Annotated in this window: 25 protein-coding genes and 1 tRNA gene; 5 read left to right on the top strand and 21 right to left on the bottom strand. The window is 56.5% G+C overall.

Going from position 1 to position 22,478, the window contains the following annotated elements; genetic code table 11:
* Positions 1-131: 131 nt before the first annotated feature.
* The 18 genes from serA to ABD890_RS07120 form a co-directional block, all read right to left on the bottom strand.
* Positions 132-1,754: a phosphoglycerate dehydrogenase gene (gene serA / locus ABD890_RS07210; RefSeq protein WP_345087331.1), complete on the bottom strand. Its 1,623-nt coding sequence runs from the start codon at positions 1,752-1,754 to the stop codon at positions 132-134.
* Between the two features lie 59 nt (positions 1,755-1,813).
* A complete protein-coding gene (gene serC, locus ABD890_RS07205; protein WP_345087329.1) occupies positions 1,814-2,899 on the bottom strand; it encodes a 3-phosphoserine/phosphohydroxythreonine transaminase in 1,086 nt (361 codons plus the stop codon).
* 287 nt (positions 2,900-3,186) lie between these two features.
* Complete coding sequence (locus ABD890_RS07200; RefSeq protein WP_345087327.1) at positions 3,187-3,846, bottom strand: tetratricopeptide repeat protein; 660 nt, start codon at positions 3,844-3,846, stop codon at positions 3,187-3,189.
* 251 nt (positions 3,847-4,097) lie between these two features.
* Positions 4,098-4,589, bottom strand: coding sequence for a hypothetical protein (locus ABD890_RS07195; protein ID WP_345087325.1), 492 nt, complete (start codon positions 4,587-4,589; stop codon positions 4,098-4,100).
* A gap of 269 nt (positions 4,590-4,858) precedes the next feature.
* On the bottom strand, positions 4,859-5,233 hold the full coding sequence (locus ABD890_RS07190; protein ID WP_345087323.1) for a hypothetical protein: 375 nt from the start codon (positions 5,231-5,233) through the stop codon (positions 4,859-4,861).
* A gap of 84 nt (positions 5,234-5,317) precedes the next feature.
* Positions 5,318-6,358, bottom strand: a complete 1,041-nt coding sequence (locus tag ABD890_RS07185; protein WP_345087321.1) for a DUF1559 family PulG-like putative transporter — start codon at positions 6,356-6,358, stop codon at positions 5,318-5,320.
* Positions 6,359-6,592: 234 nt separating this feature from the next.
* A complete protein-coding gene (locus tag ABD890_RS07180; protein WP_345087319.1) occupies positions 6,593-7,336 on the bottom strand; it encodes a hypothetical protein in 744 nt (247 codons plus the stop codon).
* Between the two features lie 40 nt (positions 7,337-7,376).
* On the bottom strand, positions 7,377-7,922 hold the full coding sequence (locus tag ABD890_RS07175; protein WP_345090857.1) for an RNA polymerase sigma factor: 546 nt from the start codon (positions 7,920-7,922) through the stop codon (positions 7,377-7,379).
* Positions 7,923-8,201: 279 nt separating this feature from the next.
* Positions 8,202-8,891, bottom strand: a complete 690-nt coding sequence (locus ABD890_RS07170; RefSeq protein WP_345087317.1) for an FHA domain-containing protein — start codon at positions 8,889-8,891, stop codon at positions 8,202-8,204.
* A gap of 374 nt (positions 8,892-9,265) precedes the next feature.
* A complete protein-coding gene (locus ABD890_RS07165) occupies positions 9,266-9,910 on the bottom strand; it encodes a lipoate--protein ligase family protein (protein ID WP_425548479.1) in 645 nt (214 codons plus the stop codon).
* 174 nt (positions 9,911-10,084) lie between these two features.
* Positions 10,085-11,545: an aminomethyl-transferring glycine dehydrogenase subunit GcvPB gene (gene gcvPB / locus ABD890_RS07155; RefSeq protein WP_345087315.1), complete on the bottom strand. Its 1,461-nt coding sequence runs from the start codon at positions 11,543-11,545 to the stop codon at positions 10,085-10,087.
* Entirely contained in the window at positions 11,538-12,911 is a 1,374-nt protein-coding gene (gene gcvPA / locus ABD890_RS07150; protein WP_345087314.1) for an aminomethyl-transferring glycine dehydrogenase subunit GcvPA, read from the bottom strand. The genes gcvPB and gcvPA overlap by 8 nt, the downstream gene beginning before the upstream one ends.
* Positions 12,912-12,993: 82 nt before the next feature.
* Positions 12,994-13,389: a glycine cleavage system protein GcvH gene (gene gcvH / locus ABD890_RS07145; RefSeq protein WP_345087311.1), complete on the bottom strand. Its 396-nt coding sequence runs from the start codon at positions 13,387-13,389 to the stop codon at positions 12,994-12,996.
* Between the two features lie 75 nt (positions 13,390-13,464).
* Positions 13,465-14,568: a glycine cleavage system aminomethyltransferase GcvT gene (gene gcvT, locus ABD890_RS07140; RefSeq protein ID WP_345087309.1), complete on the bottom strand. Its 1,104-nt coding sequence runs from the start codon at positions 14,566-14,568 to the stop codon at positions 13,465-13,467.
* 279 nt (positions 14,569-14,847) lie between these two features.
* Entirely contained in the window at positions 14,848-15,039 is a 192-nt protein-coding gene (locus ABD890_RS07135; protein ID WP_345087307.1) for a hypothetical protein, read from the bottom strand.
* Positions 15,040-15,058: 19 nt separating this feature from the next.
* Positions 15,059-15,526, bottom strand: coding sequence for a DUF1569 domain-containing protein (locus ABD890_RS07130; RefSeq protein WP_345087305.1), 468 nt, complete (start codon positions 15,524-15,526; stop codon positions 15,059-15,061).
* Positions 15,527-15,640: 114 nt separating this feature from the next.
* Entirely contained in the window at positions 15,641-16,384 is a 744-nt protein-coding gene (locus tag ABD890_RS07125) for a DJ-1/PfpI family protein (protein ID WP_345087303.1), read from the bottom strand.
* 221 nt (positions 16,385-16,605) lie between these two features.
* Positions 16,606-16,691: transfer RNA gene (locus tag ABD890_RS07120), tRNA-Leu, on the bottom strand.
* Between the two features lie 310 nt (positions 16,692-17,001).
* Between ABD890_RS07120 and ABD890_RS07115 the strand changes: the two genes are divergently transcribed.
* From ABD890_RS07115 to ABD890_RS07105, 3 genes are all read left to right on the top strand, one after another.
* Positions 17,002-17,259 (top strand): hypothetical protein, encoded by a 258-nt coding sequence (locus ABD890_RS07115; RefSeq protein WP_345087302.1) that lies wholly within the window; start codon positions 17,002-17,004, stop codon positions 17,257-17,259.
* Between the two features lie 143 nt (positions 17,260-17,402).
* Positions 17,403-17,666 (top strand): hypothetical protein, encoded by a 264-nt coding sequence (locus ABD890_RS07110; protein WP_345087300.1) that lies wholly within the window; start codon positions 17,403-17,405, stop codon positions 17,664-17,666.
* Positions 17,667-17,800: 134 nt separating this feature from the next.
* Positions 17,801-18,493, top strand: coding sequence for a hypothetical protein (locus ABD890_RS07105; RefSeq protein ID WP_345087298.1), 693 nt, complete (start codon positions 17,801-17,803; stop codon positions 18,491-18,493).
* 21 nt (positions 18,494-18,514) lie between these two features.
* Here the strand turns inward: ABD890_RS07105 and ABD890_RS07100 are convergent, their stop codons facing one another.
* On the bottom strand, positions 18,515-18,841 hold the full coding sequence (locus ABD890_RS07100) for a gamma-butyrobetaine hydroxylase-like domain-containing protein (protein WP_345087296.1): 327 nt from the start codon (positions 18,839-18,841) through the stop codon (positions 18,515-18,517).
* A 4-nt stretch (positions 18,842-18,845) separates the two neighbouring features.
* Positions 18,846-20,126 (bottom strand): phenylacetate--CoA ligase family protein, encoded by a 1,281-nt coding sequence (locus tag ABD890_RS07095; protein ID WP_345087294.1) that lies wholly within the window; start codon positions 20,124-20,126, stop codon positions 18,846-18,848.
* A gap of 137 nt (positions 20,127-20,263) precedes the next feature.
* Between ABD890_RS07095 and ABD890_RS07090 the strand changes: the two genes are divergently transcribed.
* Positions 20,264-21,538, top strand: coding sequence for an MFS transporter (locus ABD890_RS07090; protein WP_345087292.1), 1,275 nt, complete (start codon positions 20,264-20,266; stop codon positions 21,536-21,538).
* 86 nt (positions 21,539-21,624) lie between these two features.
* Positions 21,625-22,047: a hypothetical protein gene (locus tag ABD890_RS07085; RefSeq protein WP_345087290.1), complete on the top strand. Its 423-nt coding sequence runs from the start codon at positions 21,625-21,627 to the stop codon at positions 22,045-22,047.
* Between the two features lie 10 nt (positions 22,048-22,057).
* Here ABD890_RS07085 and ABD890_RS07080 read toward each other — a convergent pair whose 3' ends face one another.
* On the bottom strand, positions 22,058-22,471 hold the full coding sequence (locus ABD890_RS07080; RefSeq protein WP_345087288.1) for a hypothetical protein: 414 nt from the start codon (positions 22,469-22,471) through the stop codon (positions 22,058-22,060).
* Between the last annotated feature and the right edge of the window lie 7 nt (positions 22,472-22,478).

Below are 22,478 nucleotides of genomic sequence, written 5' to 3'. Positions count from 1 at the left end.
GAGGACGAAAGTGGGTGTTCAACGTCTCAGAGTAATTCGTTGGCCGACGCGTTCAATTCCACTTCGCGCAAAGAAAACCGGTACGATTCTGCATCGTACCGGTTATTCCGATTGGGACGATTATTGCGAAGTTATCGCATCCAGGTTGGCATCTCGCCAGCGGCTGGCAGTTCGATCACTTTGCAGCTCGTGATGTGATCGCTCGACATCACTTCCTTGACCGATTCTTCGCTCGGCAGGCCATCCAGGTTCAACACGCCCACGGCACCGCCAGGCTGATTGCTGGAACGTCCGACCGCCATCTGGGCGATGTTGACGTTGTGGTTGCCGAAGATCGTACCGACGCGGCCAATGATGCCAGGGACATCGTTGTGGGCGAAGATGAACATCGTGCCGTCCAGGTAAGCTTCCAGACGCTGTCCATCCAGCAAGATCAGACGTGGCATATTGTTACCGAACAGGGTACCGCCGACCTGGTGGGTCTTGTTGCCCTCTTCGATCGTCGCGGTGATGCTGCTGGTGAAACTGCCGGTGTCGGTGCTGGTTTCGGTCGACAGCTCGACGCCACGATCGAGAAGCAGCATTTCGGCGTTGATGATGTTCGGTTCGTCTTCCAGGGCCTTCGCCAGGAAGCCGGCACAGAACGAAGCGGTCAGCAGCTTGGGGCTCTTGTTGGCGACTTCGCCACGATAGCTCAGCTTGACCGACTTGACGCCACCGGCATGCACCTGGGCGGCCAGCAGACCAAGGCGGTACGCGACGTCCAGATAGCCGCGGATGTTTTCCAGCGTCTTGGGATCGAGCGGAGCAACATTGACGGCGTGACGAATCTCGCCGGTGGTCAGGTAGTTGGTCACCAACTGAACCGCTTCGACGGCGACCTGGGTCTGAGCTTCTTCGGTGCTCGCACCTAAGTGTGGCGTGCAGACGACATTCTCCATACCGAACAGCGGGCTGTCAGTGCATGGCTCTTCGGCGTACACGTCCAACGCAACGCCACCCAGGTGGCCCGACTTCAGGCCTTCGACCAGGGCTTCTTCGTTGTAGATACCACCACGAGCACAGTTGATTACCCGGGCACCTGGCTTCAAGGTTTTGATCGATTCGGCATTGATCATGTCCTTGGTTTCAGGCGTCAGCGGCGTGTGCACGGTCAGGTAGTCGATGTGCGGCAGCATTTCTGGAACGGTCGGCGAGAGCTGGATACCCAGTTCCGCGGCACGTTCCGGGCTAACGAATGGATCGTAAGCGATCACGCGCATCTCGAAGGCGAGAGCACGCTTGGCGACTTCCATTCCGATACGACCCAGACCGACCACACCAAGGGTCTTGTCGGCCAACTGGGTTCCCATGTACTTCTTTCGGTCCCAGCGACCTTCGGCCAGGCTTTGGTGCGCGGCCGGGACATTACGCGAAAGAGCCATCATCAAGCAGAAGGCATGTTCGGCCGTGCTGATGGTGTTACCGCTGGGGGTATTCATCACCACGATGCCATGTCGAGCCGCGGCCTTCGAGTCGATGTTGTCGGTACCGACCCCAGCACGAGCGATCACTTTCAGGTTGGTGTTACCTTCCAGCGACTCGGCGGTGATCTTCACTCCACTACGACAGATGGCCCCATCGAATTCGTTGAGGGCACTTCGCAGCTCTTCGCCTTTCAGGCCGGTGCGAACTTCGTATTCAATCCCGGGGGCTTGATCCAATAGATCGAGACCTTCCTGTGCGAGCGTATCGAGAACAATGACTTTGGGCATGATGCGTTTCTTTGGCGGTTGAGGGTTTGCCAGCGAAGTAAGGGATGGTTTGGGGGCGTTTACTTCATGAACTTGAGCATGAAGTCGCGAAGTTTCTCGACGCCTTCCACTGGCATCGCGTTGTAGATCGAAGCACGAACGCCACCGACGCTGCGGTGACCGCCCAACTGGGTCAGGCCGACTTCGTTGGCTTCAGCCAGGAATTTCTTTTCCAAAGCTTCGTCTGCCAGCTTGAACGTGACGTTCATCTTCGAGCGGACTTCTGGAACGGCGTGGCCAATGTAGAAACCGTTCGACTGATCGACGGCATCGTACAGCAGCTTCGCTTTGGCTTCGTTGATCGCTTGGACCTTCTCCAGGCCGCCCATGTCTTCTTGCAGCCACTTGCAGACCAGGCCCAGCAGGTAGATGCCGAAGGTCGGAGGCGTATTCCACATCGAGTCGTTCTCGGCATGGTTACGGTACACCAGATAACCTGGCAGGTCGCTGCTGGCGTGTGCCATCAGGTCCTTGCGAATGATCACGACCGTCACGCCGGCAGGACCAGCGTTCTTCTGGGCACAAGCGTAGATCAAACCGTACTTCGAGATGTCGACCGGACGGCTCATGAAGTCGGACGAAAGGTCCGAGACCAGTGGCACGTTGCCCACTTCTGGTTCGCTGGCGAATTGAACGCCCTGGATCGTTTCGTTGGAAGTGATGTGGACGTAAGCGGCGTCCGAAGTCAGGTTCAAGTCAGCGGCGGTTGGCAGCGTGTTGAAGTTGCACGACTTGCCGTTCCAGGCAACGTTCGTCTTGCCTTCCTTGACGGCTTCTTCCAGGGCTTTCTGACCCCAGCTACCGGTCACGATGTAATCGGCCGTCTTGTCGGTACCTTTGAGCAGGTTGATCGGGATCATCGAGAACTGCAGACGCGATCCACCTTGCAGGAACAGCACGTCATGCGTGTCTGGAATGTTCAGCAGCGAGACCAATCGGGCCTTGGCATCCGCGTGGATATCCATGTAGGTCTTGCCGCGGTGGCTCAACTCCATCACCGAACTACCCACGCCTGGCAGCGCGACCAGATCGCGTTGGGCTTCTTCAAGCACAGGGAGGGGCATCACAGCAGGACCGGCGGAAAAATTGTATACGCGTTCTGGCATGACTGTCGGCTCAATGGGGAAGGGCACCGGCTTGGACCAAGGTTGTCTCCCGAGAGACATCCCTGAGGAAACCGGGGGATAGCAAGTAAACCCAGATTTTACGAGGAATTCCACTTCGATAGAAGCGGCCCCCATGCCGCCTGTACAGAAATGGACCTACGGTGCGCAAATCTGGGTATGTCAGAGGGATACGAAAGAGCACCAGCGGTTCAGGCCGTGGTGAAGTGATCCCTCGAAGAAGCTGGCAAATTGTGCCCAAAGCGGCCCAGGCTGCGCGTCAGTACACATTAATATCGCTGGCGCGTGTTCGGCTGGTTCGCAAGCTGAGTGCCCATGGCAGGCGAGAGGGTCGAGTATTCGCTCTGAATTCCCTGACGCTGCAGGGATGCGATCCGCGAGCCAACGCCACTATCCAGATTGTTTAACTGGTACGAACGCTGATAGTTGGCCAAGGCTTGACCCAGTTCGCCCGATTGTTCTCGCAGGCTCCCCAAGGCAGCCCAGGCTCGAGGGTTGTTCGCATCGACTGCCAGGGCCTGATTGAGCTGATTCTTAGCGTTCTCTTTGTCACCGAACTCTTGATAGAGCCGAGCCAGTTCGATTTTCGGATCGGCCATCTGCGGCGAACGCTGCTCCCAACGTTCCATCAAGGTGAACGCGCTGTCGCTGCGCTGGGTGTCGATCAACAGCACGGCCAGGCCGCGGTGGCATTCGGTGTGGTTGGCATCCAGGTCCAGGCACTGGTTATAGAGTGCTTCGGCCTGGTGCATCATGTTGCGGTCGTTCGACTGCTTCCCCATCTGATGATAGGTGGCCGCCAGGTTGTAATAGGCATCAGGATTCGTTGGATCGTGCCCAAGTGCCTTCTGGAACTGAGTGACGGCAACCTGAGGCTGACCTTCTTCAGCGGCGCGCACGCCAGCAACGTTGTAGCCAGAAGCTGCCATCTGGCAGCCAGCGCTAGCTACGAGGAGAGAAGCGAAAGTCGCGAAGGGCATCAATTGTTGGTGAAGAGTCGTTTGTCGATGCACGTCATCAACCCCATTATCCTGAAATCAGGCGACGGTTTCTTTGTGAGTCGGGGGAGAATAATGGCGACTTCTTCCTCAATCAATACGAATTCTCTCAAGAAAAGATTCAGGGAGGCCGACAAGACCTCCCCAAACCGCTAGCAACGTTGGTTCGATGTTCGAAGCTTTTAGTCTTCGATCGCTGGAACTTCGTCCGAGAACGCAGGCGTTCGCTCGGTCGCTTCCACTTCCACAGCTTCTTCTTCAGGCAGGCTGTTTCCGCCACGGCTGTAACCCAGACCGCGGATCACTTCCAGAATCTCGCTGCAGGTCGGGAACATACGGCCGCTGGAACGCTTGTAAGCATCCAGAGCTTGCATAAATTCGATTTCGTCATTGGTGTAGTCGCGTTCGCAGGTCGTTGGATCGATCTGGCGGCGACGGTTGACCTTAGCACGACGTTCCATCTTGGGTTCGCCCGTTTCGGTCTTTTCTTCCACGACATCCTGCTTCGTCGTCTTTTCAGCAGCGGCCTTGCTGCGGCGATCGGTTCGGCGACGTTCCATCGTTACTTCCTGGTCACCAGCTTTGGGCTTGCTCGTCTTGGCAGCCTTGGTCGAGGTCTTGGTGGCAGCCTTCGAGGTCGTCGTCTTGCGGGTCGTCGTTTTTGCTTTGGCCACGATGGTAAGCTCCGTTGACTTGGATGGTTGGGGAGGATGCGTTGGGAATACTCAACCTATCGGAGTCTGATGTGGTAACTTTGCAACATTCCGTAAAGCCTGCAGGTTGTGCAGGTTATTACGGTTAGCAGGACCTATGGGGCTGCGCAAAGTATGCATGCGTGCCACCAGCGGGGAATTTCTGGCCTAAAGAGGGCGGGGACCAAAAGAAAAGCCACACGCAAAAACGTGTGGCGTCGAGAGAATTTGGCTGAGAGAACCGCTGGAAACTAAGGGGTTTCCGCTTCCGTGGCTGGTTCAGGCTTCGGTGGTTCTGGCAGTTTCGCGAGAGCCTCTTTGGCGACCTTGGCTCGCGAACCTGGGTTCTCGCGGATCTTCTTGAAGGCTTCGGCCAGGGTATCGGCCGCTTCGGGATTGTCTTTCCGAACCCCTTCGACGAGCGAATCAAACGATTCCGCTTCGCTGGTCAGGGGAGCTCCTTTGGAATAGTTCTGCAACAGCGTCCGGGCTTCGTTCAGCGAGACTGAGCCCTTCAAAGGAATGCTGCGTTCTTTCTGGCTGGTCTGCGAGCAGCCGACCAGGGCTATCGCCAGCAGCAATGGCAACCAGGTTGATTTCAAAAGGAAGGCAGGTGCAAACGACATTTGCATCTCCGAGTGTGGCTGGTGGGAAAGAGATCTGGGGCCCGATCGGACCCCAGAAGGTGAAAGGCGAAGATGACGCTGCGACTAAGGAAGTTCGTAGACCTGACCGTCACGTGCATTGCCCATGCGCTGCCAGGTGAGCAGGTTGACGGTTTCTGGAACAAATCGAACCGAACCGTCACCCATCGCCACGTTCACGCCGCCTGGGTGCAGGCTACGTGCGCCGATGAAACCTTTACCCCAGTCGTGGGCGCCACCGGGGCAACAGTTGCCGCCGGACGATGGATACTTCCAATTCGGTGGAGTCGCCGTGTTGAAGATCGACTGACCATGCGAGTACCAGGCCCAGAGCGTACCGTTGTTGCTACGTTCGCCCGAAGGGCTCGAGTTCACCGAAGACCCAATGCCGTCGATTTCGGCCTGGGTTGGGAAGTCTTTGTTGGCGATGCTGTTGTAAGGGGAATCGTCGCCGGTGTAGAGGATGTCGTACGGATACTTCGGCGAATTCGCCACGCCGTCGCCTGACAAGATCTCCGAGCAGAAGATCGTGTTCGACAAACCGTCGGTGACTTCTGCCATCTTGGTTTCGTCTTTGGTGGTCAGCATGCCATTGCAGCCGTTACGCGTACACGCATGAGCCGTGTTCGGCGTGCTGCCGGAGCTCCAGGCATAGTTCGAGCCAGGACCACCCCAGTCAATCGTGCTCGAGCTAGGAGCTTCCAAGGCGGAAGGGCAGAGGAAGGCTTGCAGGCGAACGTTCATCGGACCGGTGCGATTGTCGTTCCAGGTACCACTCAGGTTGAACTGGTCGTACAGCGAATTCTGTTCGATGAACGGCAGCAACTTGTAGTTGGCGCTAAACAAGTGCCAGCCATCCCACGTGACGCCAGCGTTCGGGCCGTAGGCGTTCTTCGGGAAGGTGTTGTTGGTGTCGTGGAAGTTGTGCATTGCCAGGGCAAGCTGCTTCATGTTGTTGAGGCATTGACCACGACGGGCTGCTTCGCGGGCCTGTTGGACGGCGGGCAAGAGCAGGGCAATCAAGACACCGATGATGGCAATAACCACCAGCAGTTCGACCAGCGTGAAGCCAGACCGCGCACCACGGCGCGCTAGAGTTGCGTGCATGACTGAGGGCTCCAATGGAGATGAAGGGGGATTAGGGATGAATCCAATAGGAAAGCATAGATTCGTTACTTTGGGGACCAAGTAACATGTAAAGAATAAAACAAAAACTTGTGAGTAGAAATTACCCTTTAGTGGTAGTAGCGCGGGATTGTAGGTGTCACACAAAGGAGGGGGTGCTGGCCGCAAAGGGCTCAGTAATGGCGAGAGGCCGCCTAGAGATAGGTCACCTGAGATTTAGATGACCGAGGCGTTCTCAGCGGCTTCCAGAGGAGCCGGAGCGGCGGGATCGACCTGGATGGCGGGAGTCGAGTCGGTCGTTTCCTGCAGGATCGAGAAGGCATTGGTGAGCGAATGGGTGCCTGGCATCAAACTTCGCGTCAGGGTATCGATTAGCGGGGCCGCTTCCTGATAGACGGCCAACTGATCGTCGATCGGGTTGAAGTCGACCGCGACGCTTCCGCCGAACTGATTGAGCGACTTGAACGCCATGTCGGTTTGCGAGGCCATGCTGCGAGCAATCGGGGCAAACGAAACTGTCGTCAGCCGAGCGAATTCACGCTGCTCGATCGGTCGTGTCGATTCGATGGGGCGAGGAAGTTCCGGTGGTGTGACCGTTGTCGTGGTCAGAGCATCGACAGGGGCGACCTGATCGTTGCCGAATTCCGGGAGCATGCCTGGGACAAACGCAATCAACGTCAGGCAAAGTGCCAATGCCAAAGCGAGCCCGGGCAGAGAAGCCTGGCTCCAGCGATTAACGGCCGGAACTTCTGCGACGGTCGATTGCGGCTGAGGGGATGCCGTGAGTTCTCCTGGAGCGGAAGCGGCCAGCCCAGCGAACAGGGAACGATAAGCGAACAAGAGTTCTTCGCACTGAGGCCGATCTGCCTCACAGGCCATGGCTACCAAAGCGTCCGCCTCGTCGAGGCGTCCTTCGTCGAGCCAATCCTGCAGCGTGTTTTCAAACTCTTCAAATGTCACGGAAATGTTCCTGAGCAAATGGACCCGCGGTACAACTTACTTACTTTTCTTCGGTCGATTTCGATAGCTGACTGTCGCGATATTCCTGAGTAACTCCTCGGTTGATGAGCCGTTGAACTAACTCGCGACGGGCTCGGTGAACCCAAGTCTTGACCGTTCCGAGGGGGCATTCCATTTGTTCCGCGATCTCGCCGTAGCTCATTTGGTGATCGTGGAACAAGAGAAACGCAGTGCGGTATTCTTCGCGGACGTGAGTCAGGGCCAGTTGAACTTCTTCGGCCAGTAGTTGACCGCGATGATCGATACCACGGTGATCCTCGACATGATCCTGGGTCTCGCAAGCGATTGGTCGGCGGTTGCGTTGAGCCAGGTGGGTTCGACAGCGGTTGCCGGCGATTGTCAGGATCCAAGGTTCAATCGGACGCGTGCGGTCCCAGCGATGCAGGTTTCGGAATACACGCAGGAAAGTTTCCTGGGCCATGTCCTCCGCCTCGTGATGCTCTCCGAGCATTCGATAGCAAAGCAGGTACACCTGGTTTCGAAATCGACGTACGAACTCAGAGACGGCGCTCTGGTCACCTTCCATGCATTGGTCGACTAGCAGGCTGAAATTCGTCAAAGGGGCGCTCCTGGACTGATCAGATCCACTCTGCATAGTACTACCCCGAAGCGATTGGTTTGGTTTCGCAGGAAAAGAAAAGTGCGGAGAATTGACCAGTTATTCCCAGCTTAGCGGCAGATCTTGGGATCAACGACCCAGAAAGTAGAAGATGGCCGACATCGGCAAGCCAAGGTAATAAAAAAAGCCGCTCTGGGTGCCAGAGCGGCTTATGTGTTGAAAACGAAGCGTAGGTCACAGACCAGATTAGCGGCGGTTGTCCATCAAACGACGGATCGCGTCGTTGGCGGCAGCCTGGCTATCTTTGGCAGCAGAAGATTCCATTTTAGGAAGCTTGCCGTAGTTCTTCTTCTTGGAACCGAACATACCGAGCAACCCAGACTTGGTCTTGGAGTCGCCACCTTCTTCACCTTCAGCAGCCAGTTCTTCTTCCAGTTCGCGAAGTTCGTCGAGCGAAACGGTTCGGGTTTCGTCTACGCGGAACTGGCGAGTCTCGGGGTTCTCGAGACGATGGCTACGTTCTTCTTCGTCTGCTTCTTCCAGCCAACTGGCAACGTCGTTGCTCATGTCAGCGGATTGGGCCACGCGGCTGGCAGCTTCTTTGACGCTGCTAACCTTGGAACGCTTGGCAGCGCCCAGAGTATGATCGATCAAAATCAGGAAATCGAGCGGTCCGACGCGGAGTTCATCTCCCATCTTCAACTCGATGGTGCCCTCGACACGCTCGCCGTTGACGTAAGTGCCATTTTTGCTTCCGAAGTCTTCCAGAAACAGCTTGGAATCACGAATCGCGAGCGCACAGTGTTTGCGACTTACCATGTCGCTTTTGGGCTTGAGATGACATCCGTCACCTCGTCCGATGACGAAGTTGTCGACTGGGAGTTTAAACTCCTTGCCGGCACTTGGTCCTCGGATCACTTGTAGCATGACTTGCATATTTAAATCCTTCCTGTGCAACGGCTAATCCCACATTTTGAGAAACTCAATAATGGCGATTGAAAAGGATGATCTTGGGATTCACCGAGCCGACCGAAGGTCTGTGTCGATAGTAGTGCAATCAGCGCGCCAGGACTGGGATTTCAGGAAAATATCGCGGGTTGCTGATGGCGACAGATGAGTCTTATCACAATAACCGTTCGGAAACGGTTTGCAACTGGTTTGTTTTGGGGTGCGGACACCCGTCAGAAAAGTGCTAGGAAACTTAATTTGGGTGCCGAACCATTACTCTGTTATCGGCATTCCGTTGGGTTCCCTTAAATAAGCATAGTACCCCATTAGCCAGCAGGCAATGGAGTTTTCTGTTGCATTGACTATCTCTTATGGGTCCACCCATTGGCTTGGAACTTTTCGATCTCAATCGCCTGGGCGGAGCTTAATTCCTCCTTAGTGAGTGGAATGTCCACATAACTTCTCGCAAACTTGTTCTTTAGGGCTTCGCTCCACGCCTCGATCAGCTGGTCTTCGGTTATTTTCTGACCAGTTAGGTCGACCAAACCCGGCAGTTCGGGGGCCGCTGCGGATTGATGCAAAAGGACACTGCCATGTTGCAAAATGGCCGCTTGATGTCGCCTTTGGGCGCTACCACAGATTTTGAAGTCCTTGACGATGACATCGACCTCGTGTCGCCGCTGAAAACAGAGAAACGGATCATCGTGCGATCCAGGCTGGGGAGTGCCACTCAAATGTGCACTTATGCGCCACGATGCTAAAACTTCGATCAGCGTTTCGTGGAAGAGATCGAACCAGCGTGTGTACTCGTCGGATCGCGAATCTTTGACGGGGGCGACAAAGCTGTAGGTCAGTTCGCGATCATGCATGATCGCTCCCCCGCCGCTGGCCCGGCGGACACACGTCGCCTCGCGACTCGCTTCGTGCTGCCAGCGATCCTCGTACTTTTGAAAGTATCCCAGCGAAAGGGTGGGTTGTTCCCACCGATAAAAGCGGAGCGTCGGCATACCGAACTGCTCGGCATTTCGCAGAATGGCTTCATCGATCGCCATGTTCCAACTGCCCCGAGCAGGCGGATCCAGGATTAAGCGCATCTCGTTCATCGATCGTCAGGTCCGTACATGCAACATGCCCACGCAAAGGTGGGCATGGCAAAGTTTGAATTCGGGCGTTTGCCGAAATTAGGTGCTGCAGAAGTCGGCTCGAAGACATGGGCTGCGGGCAGCTTGGACTTCGTTGGGCCGGCTGATCGGCGTGGTGTGCGGTGCGTCGTGCAACAGCGCCGCATCTTCTTCGGTAATCTTGAACAGGGTCTCGACAAAGGCGTCGAGTGTTTCCTTGCTCTCGGTTTCCGTCGGTTCCACCATGATCGCTTCTGGAATGGTCAACGGGAAGTAGACCGTCGGGGCATGGAAGCCGTAGTCCAGCAGCCGCTTACCGATGTCCATGGCCGTGATGCCTCGTTCCTGCTTCAGCTTGGAAGCGGAAGCGACGAACTCGTGCATGCAGCGTTCGCCACGTGGCACCGGCAGGAAGTGCTTCACCTTGCTCAGCAGATAGTTGGCGTTGAGCACGGCGTTTTCGGAAACCTGACGCAGACCGACTGGGCCGTGCGAAAGGATGTAGCAGTAAGCACGCACCAGCACGCCGACGTTTCCGAAGAAGCTACGCACGCGGCCGATCGATTGAGGACGATCGAACTCGAGCTTGTAGGTGTCGCCGTTCTTGGTCACCACTGGCGATGGTAGGAATGGTTCCAGAGCTTCGGTCACACAGATCGGACCGGCGCCAGGACCACCACCGCCATGCGGACCGCTGAAGGTCTTGTGGGGGTTGTAATGCATCATGTCGGCACCGAAGTCGCCTGGACGAGCGATGCCGAGAATGGCATTCATGTTGGCACCATCCAAGTAGATGAGGCCACCCTTTTCGTGAACCGCGTCGGCGATCTCTCGAATGTTCTTTTCAAACAAGCCGAGCGTGCTCGGGTTGGTGATCATCAGCACGGCGATGTCGTCGGTCAACTTCTTGCGGAAGTCTTCCATATCGACGCCACCATTCGGATCGCTTTTGATGCTGACCGCTTTGAAGCCAGCCATTTGAGCGCTGGCCGGGTTGGTGCCGTGCGAACTGTCCGGAGCCAGCACAACCTTGCGGTCTTCGCCGATGCTCTTGAAGTACTTGGCAGCCACCATCAAGGCCGCGAGTTCGCCATGGGCGCCGGCGGCTGGTTGCAGTGAGCAAGCGGGCAGGCCCGAGATCTCCGAGAAGATCCCTTGCAGCTCGAACAGCAATTGCAGCATGCCCTGCAGCGTCGATTCATCTTGGTACGGATGCAAGTCGACGATGCCTGGCATCGAAGCCAGACGCTCGTTGCGCTTCGGGTTGTACTTCATCGTGCACGAACCGAGCGGATAGTAATGCGTGTCGACCGACATGTTCTTGGTCGACAGGTTCGTGTAGTGACGAACGACTTCCCCTTCGGTCAGTTCCGGCAACTTCAGGGCTTCGCTGGCCAGGAAGTTCGAGGGAATCAGGTCTTCCAGAGGCTGCTCTGGTACATCGCAGGCCGGCCAGCTAACCGCCGTACGACCAGGACGCGAAAGTTCGGAAAGCAGTTGAGTAGCTTGTTGGTTACGCATGGATCGTGGAACCCCCGGAATGAATGAGGGAGAAAGTTCGGGCCAGAGCGTCGATTTCCGACTTGGTGCGTTTTTCGGTGACACACACCAGGAAGCAGTCATCCATTTCAGGGAAGAACTGTCCCAGTGGAATCCCGCCGAGGAAGCCTGCTTCGCGAGCTTCGGCCAGCAGTCCTTCGACGTTGCCTTGCGTATCGCGAAGCACGAATTCTTTGAAGAACGGGTTGCTGCTGAACACGGGCTCCAGTCGTTCGACTTCGCTCAGCTTGGTTTGAGCGTAATGAGCTTTCTGCGTGCAGAGCGTCGCGGCTTGCTTCATGCCACCTGGGCCGAGCAGTGCCATGTAGATCGAGGCTCGCAGGGCAAACAGACCTTGGTTGGTGCAGATATTGCTGGTCGCCTTTTCGCGACGGATATGCTGTTCGCGAGTTTGCAGCGTGAGGACCCAGCAGCGTTTGCCGCGACGGTCTTCTGTCTGACCCACGATACGGCCTGGCAGGCGGCGAACGAACTGTTCGTTGCAAGCCATGATACCGAGGTAAGGACCACCATACTGCATCGGCGAACCGAGCGAGTGTCCCTCGGCAACGGCGATGTCGGCACCCAAGTCGCCAGGACGCTTCAGCAGGCCGAGGCTGATGGGGTCGAAGCTTTGGATCACGACGGCGTCGTTCTTGTGGGCGATCTCGGCGATCGCGGCGACGTCTTCGATACCACCAAAGAAGTTCGGCGATTGAACGACGACGCAGTTGGTATCTGAGTTGACGGTCTCTTCAACCTTGGCCAGATCGGCGACACCATCCACGCACGGGATCTCGATGATTTCAATACCGAGGTGCGTGAAATAGGTTTGCAGAATCTGACGGTATTCTGGATGAACGGTTCCCAGCACGACGACCTTCTCGCCACGCTTGCCGGTGTTCAACGCCATGATGACCGCTTCGGCCAACGCGGAACCGCCGTCATAGAGACTGGCGTTGGAAAGATCCATTCCGGTCAGATCGCAGATCAATGTTTGATATTCAAACATGGCCTGCAGATTGCCTTGGGAAACTTCCGGCTGGTAAGGCGTGTACGAAGTGTAGAACTCGCCACGCGATGCCAACGCATCGACGACAGCCGGAACGAAGTGATCGTAGCTACCGCCACCCAGGAAGCAGGCATGTGTCGCTGGCGAAGCGTTCTTGGCGGCCAAGGCCGAAATATGCTGCGTCAGTTCCAACTCGCCCATCATCGGCGGCAAGTCCAGGTCGCGTTTCAGACGAAGGTCGCTAGGAATGGTAGCGAACAGCTCTTCGATCGATTCGACCCCGATCGACTTCAGCATGGCTGCCTGGTCGTCCGGCGTGTTGTAGAGATAGGTCATCCAATCTGTTCCAGAATTAAAAGAGGCGTTCCGTTCCCGAGCGTCGAGGCCCGGGAACTTGCGAGGGAAACCAACAGCCTGCTTAGCCTTCTTCGGCACACATCTTTTCGTAGCCGGCCTTATCCATCAGGCTGGCCAGGGCCGAATCGTCGCTGATCTTGATCTTGGCGATCCAACCATTGTCGTAAGCGTCTTGGTGCAGCGAATCCAGGTTGTCCGGCAAAGCGGTATTGGCTTCCACCACTTCACCGCTAACCGGAGCGTAGATATCGCTAACCGCCTTCACCGATTCGATTTCACCGAACGATTCGCCGGCGGTGACTTCTTTGCCGACTTCTGGCAATTCCAGATAGACCAGGTCGTTCAGGGCTTCAATCGCATGAGCACTGATACCAACCGTGGCAATCTTCGCGCCGTCCGATTCTTCCACTTTGACCCATTCGTGCGTCTTGGCGAAAAGCAAATTGTCCGTGGACATGATCGGGAAACTCCTAACTAACCTGCGAATAAAATGCGATGAAGGAAACGGAGGGAATCGAGCCAGTGGACTCGACTACTTCCGTTTGTAGAAGGGAAGAGGAACCACTTTTGCGGCATGTCGTTTACCACGCACGTCGACATCGACCAGCGTGCCTTCCGCGGCGAACTGCGGAGCGACATATCCCATGGCAATCGGCGAACTCAACGTTGGCGATTGCGAACCACTGGTGACTTCGCCGATCTGCTGATCGCCGGAATACAGTGGATAGTGTTCGCGAGGAACGCGGCGATCTTGCATCTCCAGACCGACTCGGACTGGCAACGTGTTTTGATCGATCGCTTCCAGAGCGGTCTTGCCGATGAATTCGTGATCCCACGAAAGGGCAAAACCAAGGCCGGCTTGCAGCGGCGTGATTTCTTCAGATAGCTCGTGACCGTAAAGCGGCATCGCCGCTTCCAGACGCAGCGTGTCGCGGGCACCCAAGCCAACCGCATGGCCACCCACTTCCGCGGCGGCGACATGCAGGGCTTCCCAGGTCTTGATGGCGTTCTCGGCCGGAACCGTGAGCTCGACCCCATCTTCGCCGGTGTAACCGGTGCGGCTCACGAGACCTGGGTGGCTGAGGATGTTCGCTTCGCGTCCCTGGTAATACTTCAGGTCGCTGATATCCCCTTCGATGTATTCCTGAGCGATCGCCATCGCCTTGGGACCTTGCACGGCGATCATCGCCGTTTGCTCGGTGTAATCGGTGAAGGTAACATCGGCTGGCAGACGCTCTTGAATCCAGGCTGCGATCTTCTCGCGATTGCCGGCGTTGACCACCATCCAGACATACGATTTGCCTTCGCTGTCTTGAAGGTGATAGGTAAGAATGTCGTCGAGAATGCCGCCGTCTTCTTTGCAGACAAGGCCATAGCGAATGCGGCCTGGCTTCAGGTCGGCGACTTTGCGAGTCACCAGACCATCAATGAAGGCGAGGGCGTTGGCACCGTCAAAGCGAAAACGGGCCATGTGAGAAACGTCGAACAAGCCGACTGCGTTTCGGGTGGCGTTGTGCTCGTTAATGATCGAAGTGTACTGAACCGGCATCGACCAGCCGGTAAAGTCGACCATTCGTCCCCCGTTCGCAGCGTGCCAGTCGTATAGTGGTGTTTTCTTAAGTGTTTCGGTCGTCATCCGTCGAACGTCTCGTTTCTCGTCTATGCCTGTCACCGCGCAAAGAAAGCGTTCTGGTCGAGTCCCGATTTCGGAACAAGCCAGTGGGGGTGACGTAGGCTCCGCGAAGGTGCGGGGCTCAGTCGAGCTAAGATGCCAATAAGCGAAGGAACTAATTTGATAGCTTGGATTGTATACGATCAGGCGCGAGTGAGAAGGGGCGAGCTTACCTAGTTTATTAAGGTAACAGTTGAAATTGTTACCATGGGACAACCGGAATCAGGCTCGAAGAGGTAACCATCACCCTTCGCTCTTCTGACGAGAGATCGACTCGGCCCGTCGGGCAAGCTGATCCCATTCTTCCAGCAATTCCGCTTCTTTCAGCTCTGCCGGAGCATCTGGAGAGAAACCGGCTCGGACGCGGGCCAGTTCCGCCTCAATCTCTTGCTGCCGCAGCTCGATCTGGCGGAGGGCTTCTTCGGGAGACCGCATCGCTTGGGACGTCCTTCGTTCAGGTCCGTGGTTCCAGAAAACGCAGGTGATGGGCCGCGTGGGTGGTATAAACCCGCAGCATGTCGGCATGGTTTAAACGTCCGAACCCAGGATGTGGATGGAAAGGAGCGGTGTGATTCTCCAATCGCGCGACGCTCTCTTTATATAAAGAGGCTTCGGTCGCATCGTCAGCATCCTCCCCAGGAACGAAGATGGATGTGGTCGGCACACCAATCGGCGAGTTACCCGCCATGATCCGCGGCAGAAGGAAGGGCCGCACAAATGGCCGCATAAAGGCGAACAGCCCGAAATACCACGGATAGCCATCAATGCTACAGTCTTGAACCACCCGCAGATGCCGACAGGCCTGACCGAGCGTCCATTTGCCTCGGCGCTCGTAACCAGTTTCCAGCAGCGACTCGGTCTCGGCGACTGCCTGGCTTAAATTCTCGAAGCGAAGATCACGGAGGGATTCGGCAGTCGGCATGGTCGTGGGCGATTCAACGGAGCAGGGGAGTATGGTTGCGAGGCTGCATTCTAGTTCACCATGCCCTGGCGAAAAACCGCCGCAACCGTCGACCAGTTCGGAAGTTGTGCCTTGCTAAGCGGTGTCGCTTACGTCAATCCCAAGTCGCCGAGCGACCTCAATCGCGGTTGCCAGCCGCTGCGAAGTGATTCCGCTGGTTTGTTCGCGAACATGGGCCAGCGTTTCAGGCGATGCGACTTCCGGAGAACCGGACGAGAAAGGGGGCTCCGGAGCATATTGAATCGCCAGTTGAATCTGACGAGCCACTTCTTCCCCTCGCAACATCGCAGCCACGCGGAGGGCCCCATCGATTCCAGAGGTCAGCCCCGCTGCGGTGACGAGATCGCCGTCGACGACGACCCGTTCGTTGGTCGGTATCGCGCCGAAGTACTTCAGCAAATGGAGGGCGGTCCAGTGCGTCGTCGCCTTCTTCCCTTGGAGCAAACCCGCTGCTCCGCAGATCAAAGAGCCAGTGCAGACCGAAAAGGTCAGCCGTGCCGCGACCGATTGCCGGGCAACAAACTCCAGCACCGCATCGTCATTCATCAATGCCTGTTGACCATAGCCGCCAGGCACAAGAAGGAGGTCGAGCGGTTCCGCCTCTGCCAAACTGGCATCTGGCGATAGTCGCAGCCCCGACTGATCGCGGATCGATTCCTTGGTTTTCCAAAAAAGTTGAACCGGAAGCGATGTCAGCCGGCAGAGCACAGAATACGGCCCGGTCAGATCCATTTGGTCCATGTCGGGGAAGATCAACGCACCAATCCGAATCGGCTGATCAGCAGGGAACCAAGGCTCCGGAGAAACGGTCGCGGCCAAGGCAAGCTTCCTTATTCCACCAGATCGGTGGGGCGGTGCGGCAGGGTGGTTCGTTAGCCCATCTGCCTGCGGGTGGTCATCTGTTGACCAGGCGGGCAACTATTTAGATCTCCGGACTGCCAATTGCAGTCCTGGCAGGGGAGGGTCATCCAGAATTTTCAGCTGTCGTTTGAACCGCCATCAAGGCAATTTCAAATAACTCGAAATCGATTCGAGATCAGTGGCCGAGGCGGGGATCGAACCCGCACGAGGGTTACCCCTCGCAGGATTTTAAGTCCTGTGCGTCTGCCAGTTCCGCCACTCGGCCTTTAAGGGTGCCGCAAATTACCTTCATGTTTTTCAGGAAATGTGCAATTTTTGCTTTTCCTGAAACCCAGGTGGGTGGTGCGGTGTTATATTGCTGGGCGTTGGCAACGACTGGCATTGTGACACTACTAAGAAAGTCCCACAAGTAGTTCGAGCCCAAACAGTTGGGCATAAGGCACTTATCGATGCTCTGCATCTTGCCGCCCGATGGTCTGGATTGACTTTCACCCCAAGAACGAAACGATTCACCCGAAGTAGCATCAGAACTTCATGTATCGCTGATATGGGATTCAAGAAAGAAATCTACAACCATGAACTACCGACAGCCTAACGTCGTAGAGACCGTGATTTGGCTTGTTGCTGCCGCTATAGCTATGTTTATGGCGGTTGCGGCGACTTTACTGATGGTAGTCATCGGGGCAACGATGCTGCTCGCCAGGATGGCAGGTGAGGCGGTTCGCTCGCTGTTCGCAGGGTTTACCTCGGACGGGGCGTTTCACAAACATAATTCCAAGGAACAAGGAGTTCGTCCGGTAGTCGTTGAAGGTTATGTCATCAGTCGGCGATAGGCATTTGGCACAATAAATGCACTAGTCGCTGAGCCCGAAGTTAAGAAGACGGCCACGCGGATCTCTGCGTGAACTTCTCAGGCAAGCTTTGGGTCATACGGACATTGGCATCTTGACCCTTTGAGGACTGGCGAACGAAGACGATGATCGCACCTCGACATTTTCATTTAGCAGGTACATCCTTGGCGGAACGCTTGGATGTGGTGTTGTCCCCAACGGGGAAAACGTTTGTTGGCGGGAAGAGCATCATCCTGCAGGATCTGCTCAACAAGCTGTGCTGTGGCACGCTGTGCACCGACACGCATGTTCGTATCTTCGCCGGAGCGGCGTGCCGCTTTGATCATCTCGCGGATGTCTATCGTTTGTGCAAAGAGCACGGCATCAACAACGTCGAACTGGTTGCCTAAAAAAAATCTTGGGGCAATTTGCGATGGTCCTCTCCCCCTCGATCTGGCGAGAGGGCCTCGCTCCGGTCAATTGACCTCACGCGCCTGCCCAACCTAAAATGAGTCCGCACGTAACGACTCTTTGAGGACCGAGCATGGCTGGCGATTTAACGAGTGACCCGGTTCGATTGGCAATCGCTATCTGCCCGTTGGCGGCATATCTCGCGTTAATCGGATTCATCAACCTACGTCGCGGCCCATTCATCACTTCCGGCGGCCGGGATACGCTGGCTTTAGCGATTGGTCTGAGTGGTCTGGCAATGATCGGTCCCTTGGCATTGATGATGCCCAGTTGGTCAGCCAGCTACTACGGCGCGTACGCCTGGCCGATGATGCTCTTCCTTTATTTCCTGATGGTCACGTTCTTCAATCTGATTCGGCGACCACGGATCGTCGTTTACAACACGACGATCAAGAACATGCGACCGTTACTGCGGGAAGTGGCTGACGGGCTCGATCCGACGGCTCGCTGGGCCGGTGAGACCTTGTTCCTGCCGAGCTTGCAGTTGCATCTGATCATGGAAGAGGACTACGGCACGCGTAACGTCCTGATCAAATCGGTCGGGCCTCGCCAAGACTTGGGCGGTTGGCGTCAGCTAGAGCTCTCGCTTGTTCAGGCTGCCCGTCAACACGCACGGCAGACCATCAATCCTTATGGGATCTTTCTGCTGGTCGTCGGGGCGTTCATGCTGCTGTCGGTTTGCATGCAGGTTTACGTGCATGGCAACTTCGTCGACTCGTTCCAGCACGACTTCAACTTGGATCTGAACTTCGATCCCGACTTCTAAAGCTGGCCGCAAGGCTCGCGGCTACTCGGCGTAAGGCTCGCCAAGCTGGTAAAGATACTCGAACGTAAAAATGCCCGAGTCGTGCCCGTCGCTGAAGACGATCTGGTAGGCATAATGCCCAACCGGATTCATCCCTTTGATCGATAGCGGTGCTAACTCTTCCGCGCTGAGCACCGTCAGTTCGTTGGTTGGCTTGCTGGACTGGGCGGAATGCTTTTCACGTGTGAGCGCATCGGGGCTCGAGTCACGCAGGTCACGCGGGCGATAAACTCGCTTCGTGTCGTCGCTCCAGTCGATCTTCAGACGGCCATCCGGTAGCAGGGCCAAGGCAGTGGGTTGTGCGCTCATTGTTTTAGCCCTTTCGCGAATCGATAAAACGTCGGCCTTTGCCTTCAAAGCGAGGCAAACTTCCCGATTCGACCAGTGTTACTTCGACCTTCAGGCCAAGCCGCAAGTGAAGTTCCTGGGCGATCCGTTCCGGCTCTTGCTTGCGGTCTTCGACCTCAACCGAAATGGCATCCATCGCTCCTCGTTTCACGGCGGTCAAACGATACTCGACCACTTCCGGGAAACTGCGGAGGATCTGTTCGATCGACGTGGGGAAAACGTTCACGCCTCGAATGATGAGCATGTCGTCGGTACGACCCAGCACGCCACCTTCCAACAGCACGAAGTTGCAGGGGCCGGCGTTGTTCCAGCTTGGACGAACCAGGTCGCCGGTGCGGTACCGAATCACGGGCGAGCCGTAACGACCCAGCGTCGTTAGGATCAACTCCGATAGTTCCCCTTCGCCGGCCGCAGTACCGGTATCCAGCGAGATGAACTCGGGCAGGAAGAAGGCTTCGTTAATGCAGACGCCGGTTTGATCGGCATTTGAAAAGCCCCACGCGCCAACTTCGGTCGCCCCGCTATGGTCGATCACTTTGGCGTTCCAGGCCGTTTCAATGCACTCGCGGATCTCTGGAATCGAGCCCCCTGGTTCGCCGGCCAGCACCAAACGACGCACGCCCAGGTCGGCCAGGTTGATATGGTTTTGCTGAGCAACTTCCGCCATATGCAAGGCATAGGTTGGCGTGCAGAAGACCACGGTTGCCTGGTTGTGCTGGATTAACTCCAGCCGACTGATTGTGCTGAGACCGCCGCTTGGGATCGCCAGGCAGCCCCGTTTGGTGACCGCGTCGAAGGCGCTCCAGAAGCCGATGAATGGTCCGAAGCTGAACGCGAAGAAGCAGCGGTCCGAGCTATTGATCTCCGCCGCATCGAGTACGTACTGCCACGCATCGAGCCACCATTGCCAGTCCTCCTCGGTATCGAGAACCACCATCGGACGCCCCCGCGTGCCGCTGGTGCGATGGAACCGGACATATTGTTCGATGCCGTAGGTTCGGTTGTTCGCCAGGTCGCCATTTTCGTGGCTGCCGATCAGTTCGTCTTTGAACGTGAACGGGAGGTTGGCAAGCTGGTCGAGCGAGGTGAGCGGCAGCTTCACATCGGCGAATTTCTCGGCGTAAAACGCATTATGAGGCAGAATCGCGGCGAGCATTTCGTTCAGTCTGGCCAACTGAAACTCAGCAAGATTCTCTGGACTATCGCAGCGAAAGGATTCGCGTTGTTGGGGGGTATTCTTTTGCATAGTTGAATCTTAGAGCGTCTCTCTGGCTGAAACCACCCGGGCATTTCCAGGGACTATACCCGCCTAACACGGTAACGGGAATTCGGGCTAAAATAGGAAGTTTCCGTCCCCCAGCTTTCGCCCTACCGGAGAACTGCATGTCGTCTTCCGATGCCACGACTCAAAGCTCGCCTGCCAACAAGGCGGCCCGTGGAATTGTGTTCCTGACAGTCTTTATCGACTTGTTGGGCTTCGGCATGGTTCTTCCGTTGTTGCCAATTTACGCCGACCAGTTTGTCGTCGACGAGGCTGGATGGATTATCGGGATGCTGATGGCCAGCTTCTCGGCCATGCAGTTCATCTTCGCTCCCCTCTGGGGAAGGCTCTCTGATCGCATTGGTCGCCGCCCGGTGCTGATGATCGGTCTGCTTGGGAGCGTCGTTTTTTATACGCTGTTCGGTATCGGAACGGTCATGCAGTCGCTGACGGTCTTGTTCATCTCGCGAATCGGTGCCGGGATTGCGGGGGCGACCATCTCGACCGCCCAGGCCTACATTGCCGACACGACCACCCTGGAAGAGCGTCCCAAGGGGATGGCTTTGATCGGGATGGCTTTCGGGCTGGGGTTCACCTTTGGGCCGCTCTTTGGTTACCTGGCTGTGCCTAGCGGAAGCGGTAACCCAGGTCCTTGGCCCGGATATGCCGCTGCCGGCTTGTCGTTCGTCGCGTTGATGCTGGCCTATTTCAAGCTGCCAGAAAGCCGCTCGTCGCACAGTCCTTCGGCGGTCAAGCAGAACCTGTCGGTGACTGGTTTACGGGATGCCTTGTCGGTCCCATCGATCATGCTGCTGCTGGTCGCGTTGTTTGTGGTGGTGTTCTCGTTCGCTAACTTCGAAACAACACTTTCGATGCTGCTCAAAGGCCGCGAACGCGAATCGCAGCCGTTTCAGTTTACGTTTGGCCAGGTCTGTTTGACCTATGCCTATATCGGCTTCACGCTGGCCTTGGTTCAAGGTGGTATCGTTCGCCGCGTGGCTGGTCGAATCAGCGAAGGCGTTCTCGCGTCGTTTGGCTGTGTGCTGATGATCGTCGGCATGCTGCTGATCTTGAAAGCAACGCAGGACCAGTCGGTCGGCATGCTGCTAGGGGCCTTGGCGGTGGTGGTGGCTGGTTTCGGTTTCATGATGCCGTCGATCAACTCGTTCATCTCGCGCCGGAGCGATCCAGGCAAGCAAGGTGGCATCCTTGGCCTGGGGCAAAGCGTGAATTCGTTGGCTCGCATCGTTGGATCAGCACTGGGCATTCCGCTGCTGAAGCTCAACATCCTGGCCCCGTTTGCTTTCTCGGCAGCGATCATGGGGCTCGGCTTGCTACTGGTGATCCTCGCCTCGCGAAGCGGAAAAGACTTCGTGCCGACCGAAGGGGAAGCGTAACACTCGCTCCGGTCAAATGCGTTGCTTCTAGCGGTTCTTCGCTGGACAATAAGAGGACTCCCCACCTTAGCCACAGGAGTCTTCTCATGCATCGCAACTGCTTAGCGCCGGTTCTCGTTTTGCTTTTGTCAGCAAGCTGCCTGGCGGATGAGTCGCTCTACCGCTGGTCATACGGCATCGCGACCGATCAGAAACAAGAGCCTAACTTGGAAGGGCGTTTCGTTCGCTTGCAGAAGGCGCTCGGTACGCCGCTGGCAACGCAATACGAATGCAAAAGCAATCCTGTTTGCTGTATGTGGGTCACGTTCTGGAAACCGAACCCCAGCGGCGCGGGCTACTTGATCCTCGTGCAGCCTGGCGGAGCGATTCTCATGGCATCCGACCTGAAGCAGTTCGATCGGGCAATTGAACGCATCGAGGCCGAGGCAGTGCGAAAAGGGAACGAGGTTCACTTACCGGTCGGCGTGATGACAAGCTATCCGGTCGCGGCATTGTCGCCAGCGAAGTAATCGCTACTCCCTAAGAACTCTCAGAGCGATCGAGGGCTCTCACTTGCTTCGAGATTGATCTTCGTTGGGCAAGGTAGTTGCCGATCGCCAGCAGCGGAATAAAAACCATGCCGGCCCCGAGCATGCCCATCGTCAGGTTGAAGCGGAGCAGACGTCCGAGCAGTTTGCGGGCTTCGGCGGGCTCGGCCCAGATGGTGTGTTCTTCCTGAATCGACCAGACCAGAATGCCGCGATAGGTGTGGTAGGTAAAGGTCACGTCGCCCGGCTGAGGCGTTTCGTGCAGATCGATTTTCTGGAAGCACTTTCGCAAAGTGCCCAGGCCGATGTTATCGATGCCGACCCACAGCACCCAAATCGGAATCCCGATTAGCAGAAATGGCGAGAGCATCGCCACGATCACCAGTAGAAATTCGCCAATGCTCATGGATTCG

It is taken from the genome of Bremerella cremea (assembly GCF_039541315.1).
Lineage (GTDB): Bacteria > Planctomycetota > Planctomycetia > Pirellulales > Pirellulaceae > Bremerella > Bremerella cremea.
This window is presented reverse-complemented; position numbering and strand designations above follow the sequence as displayed.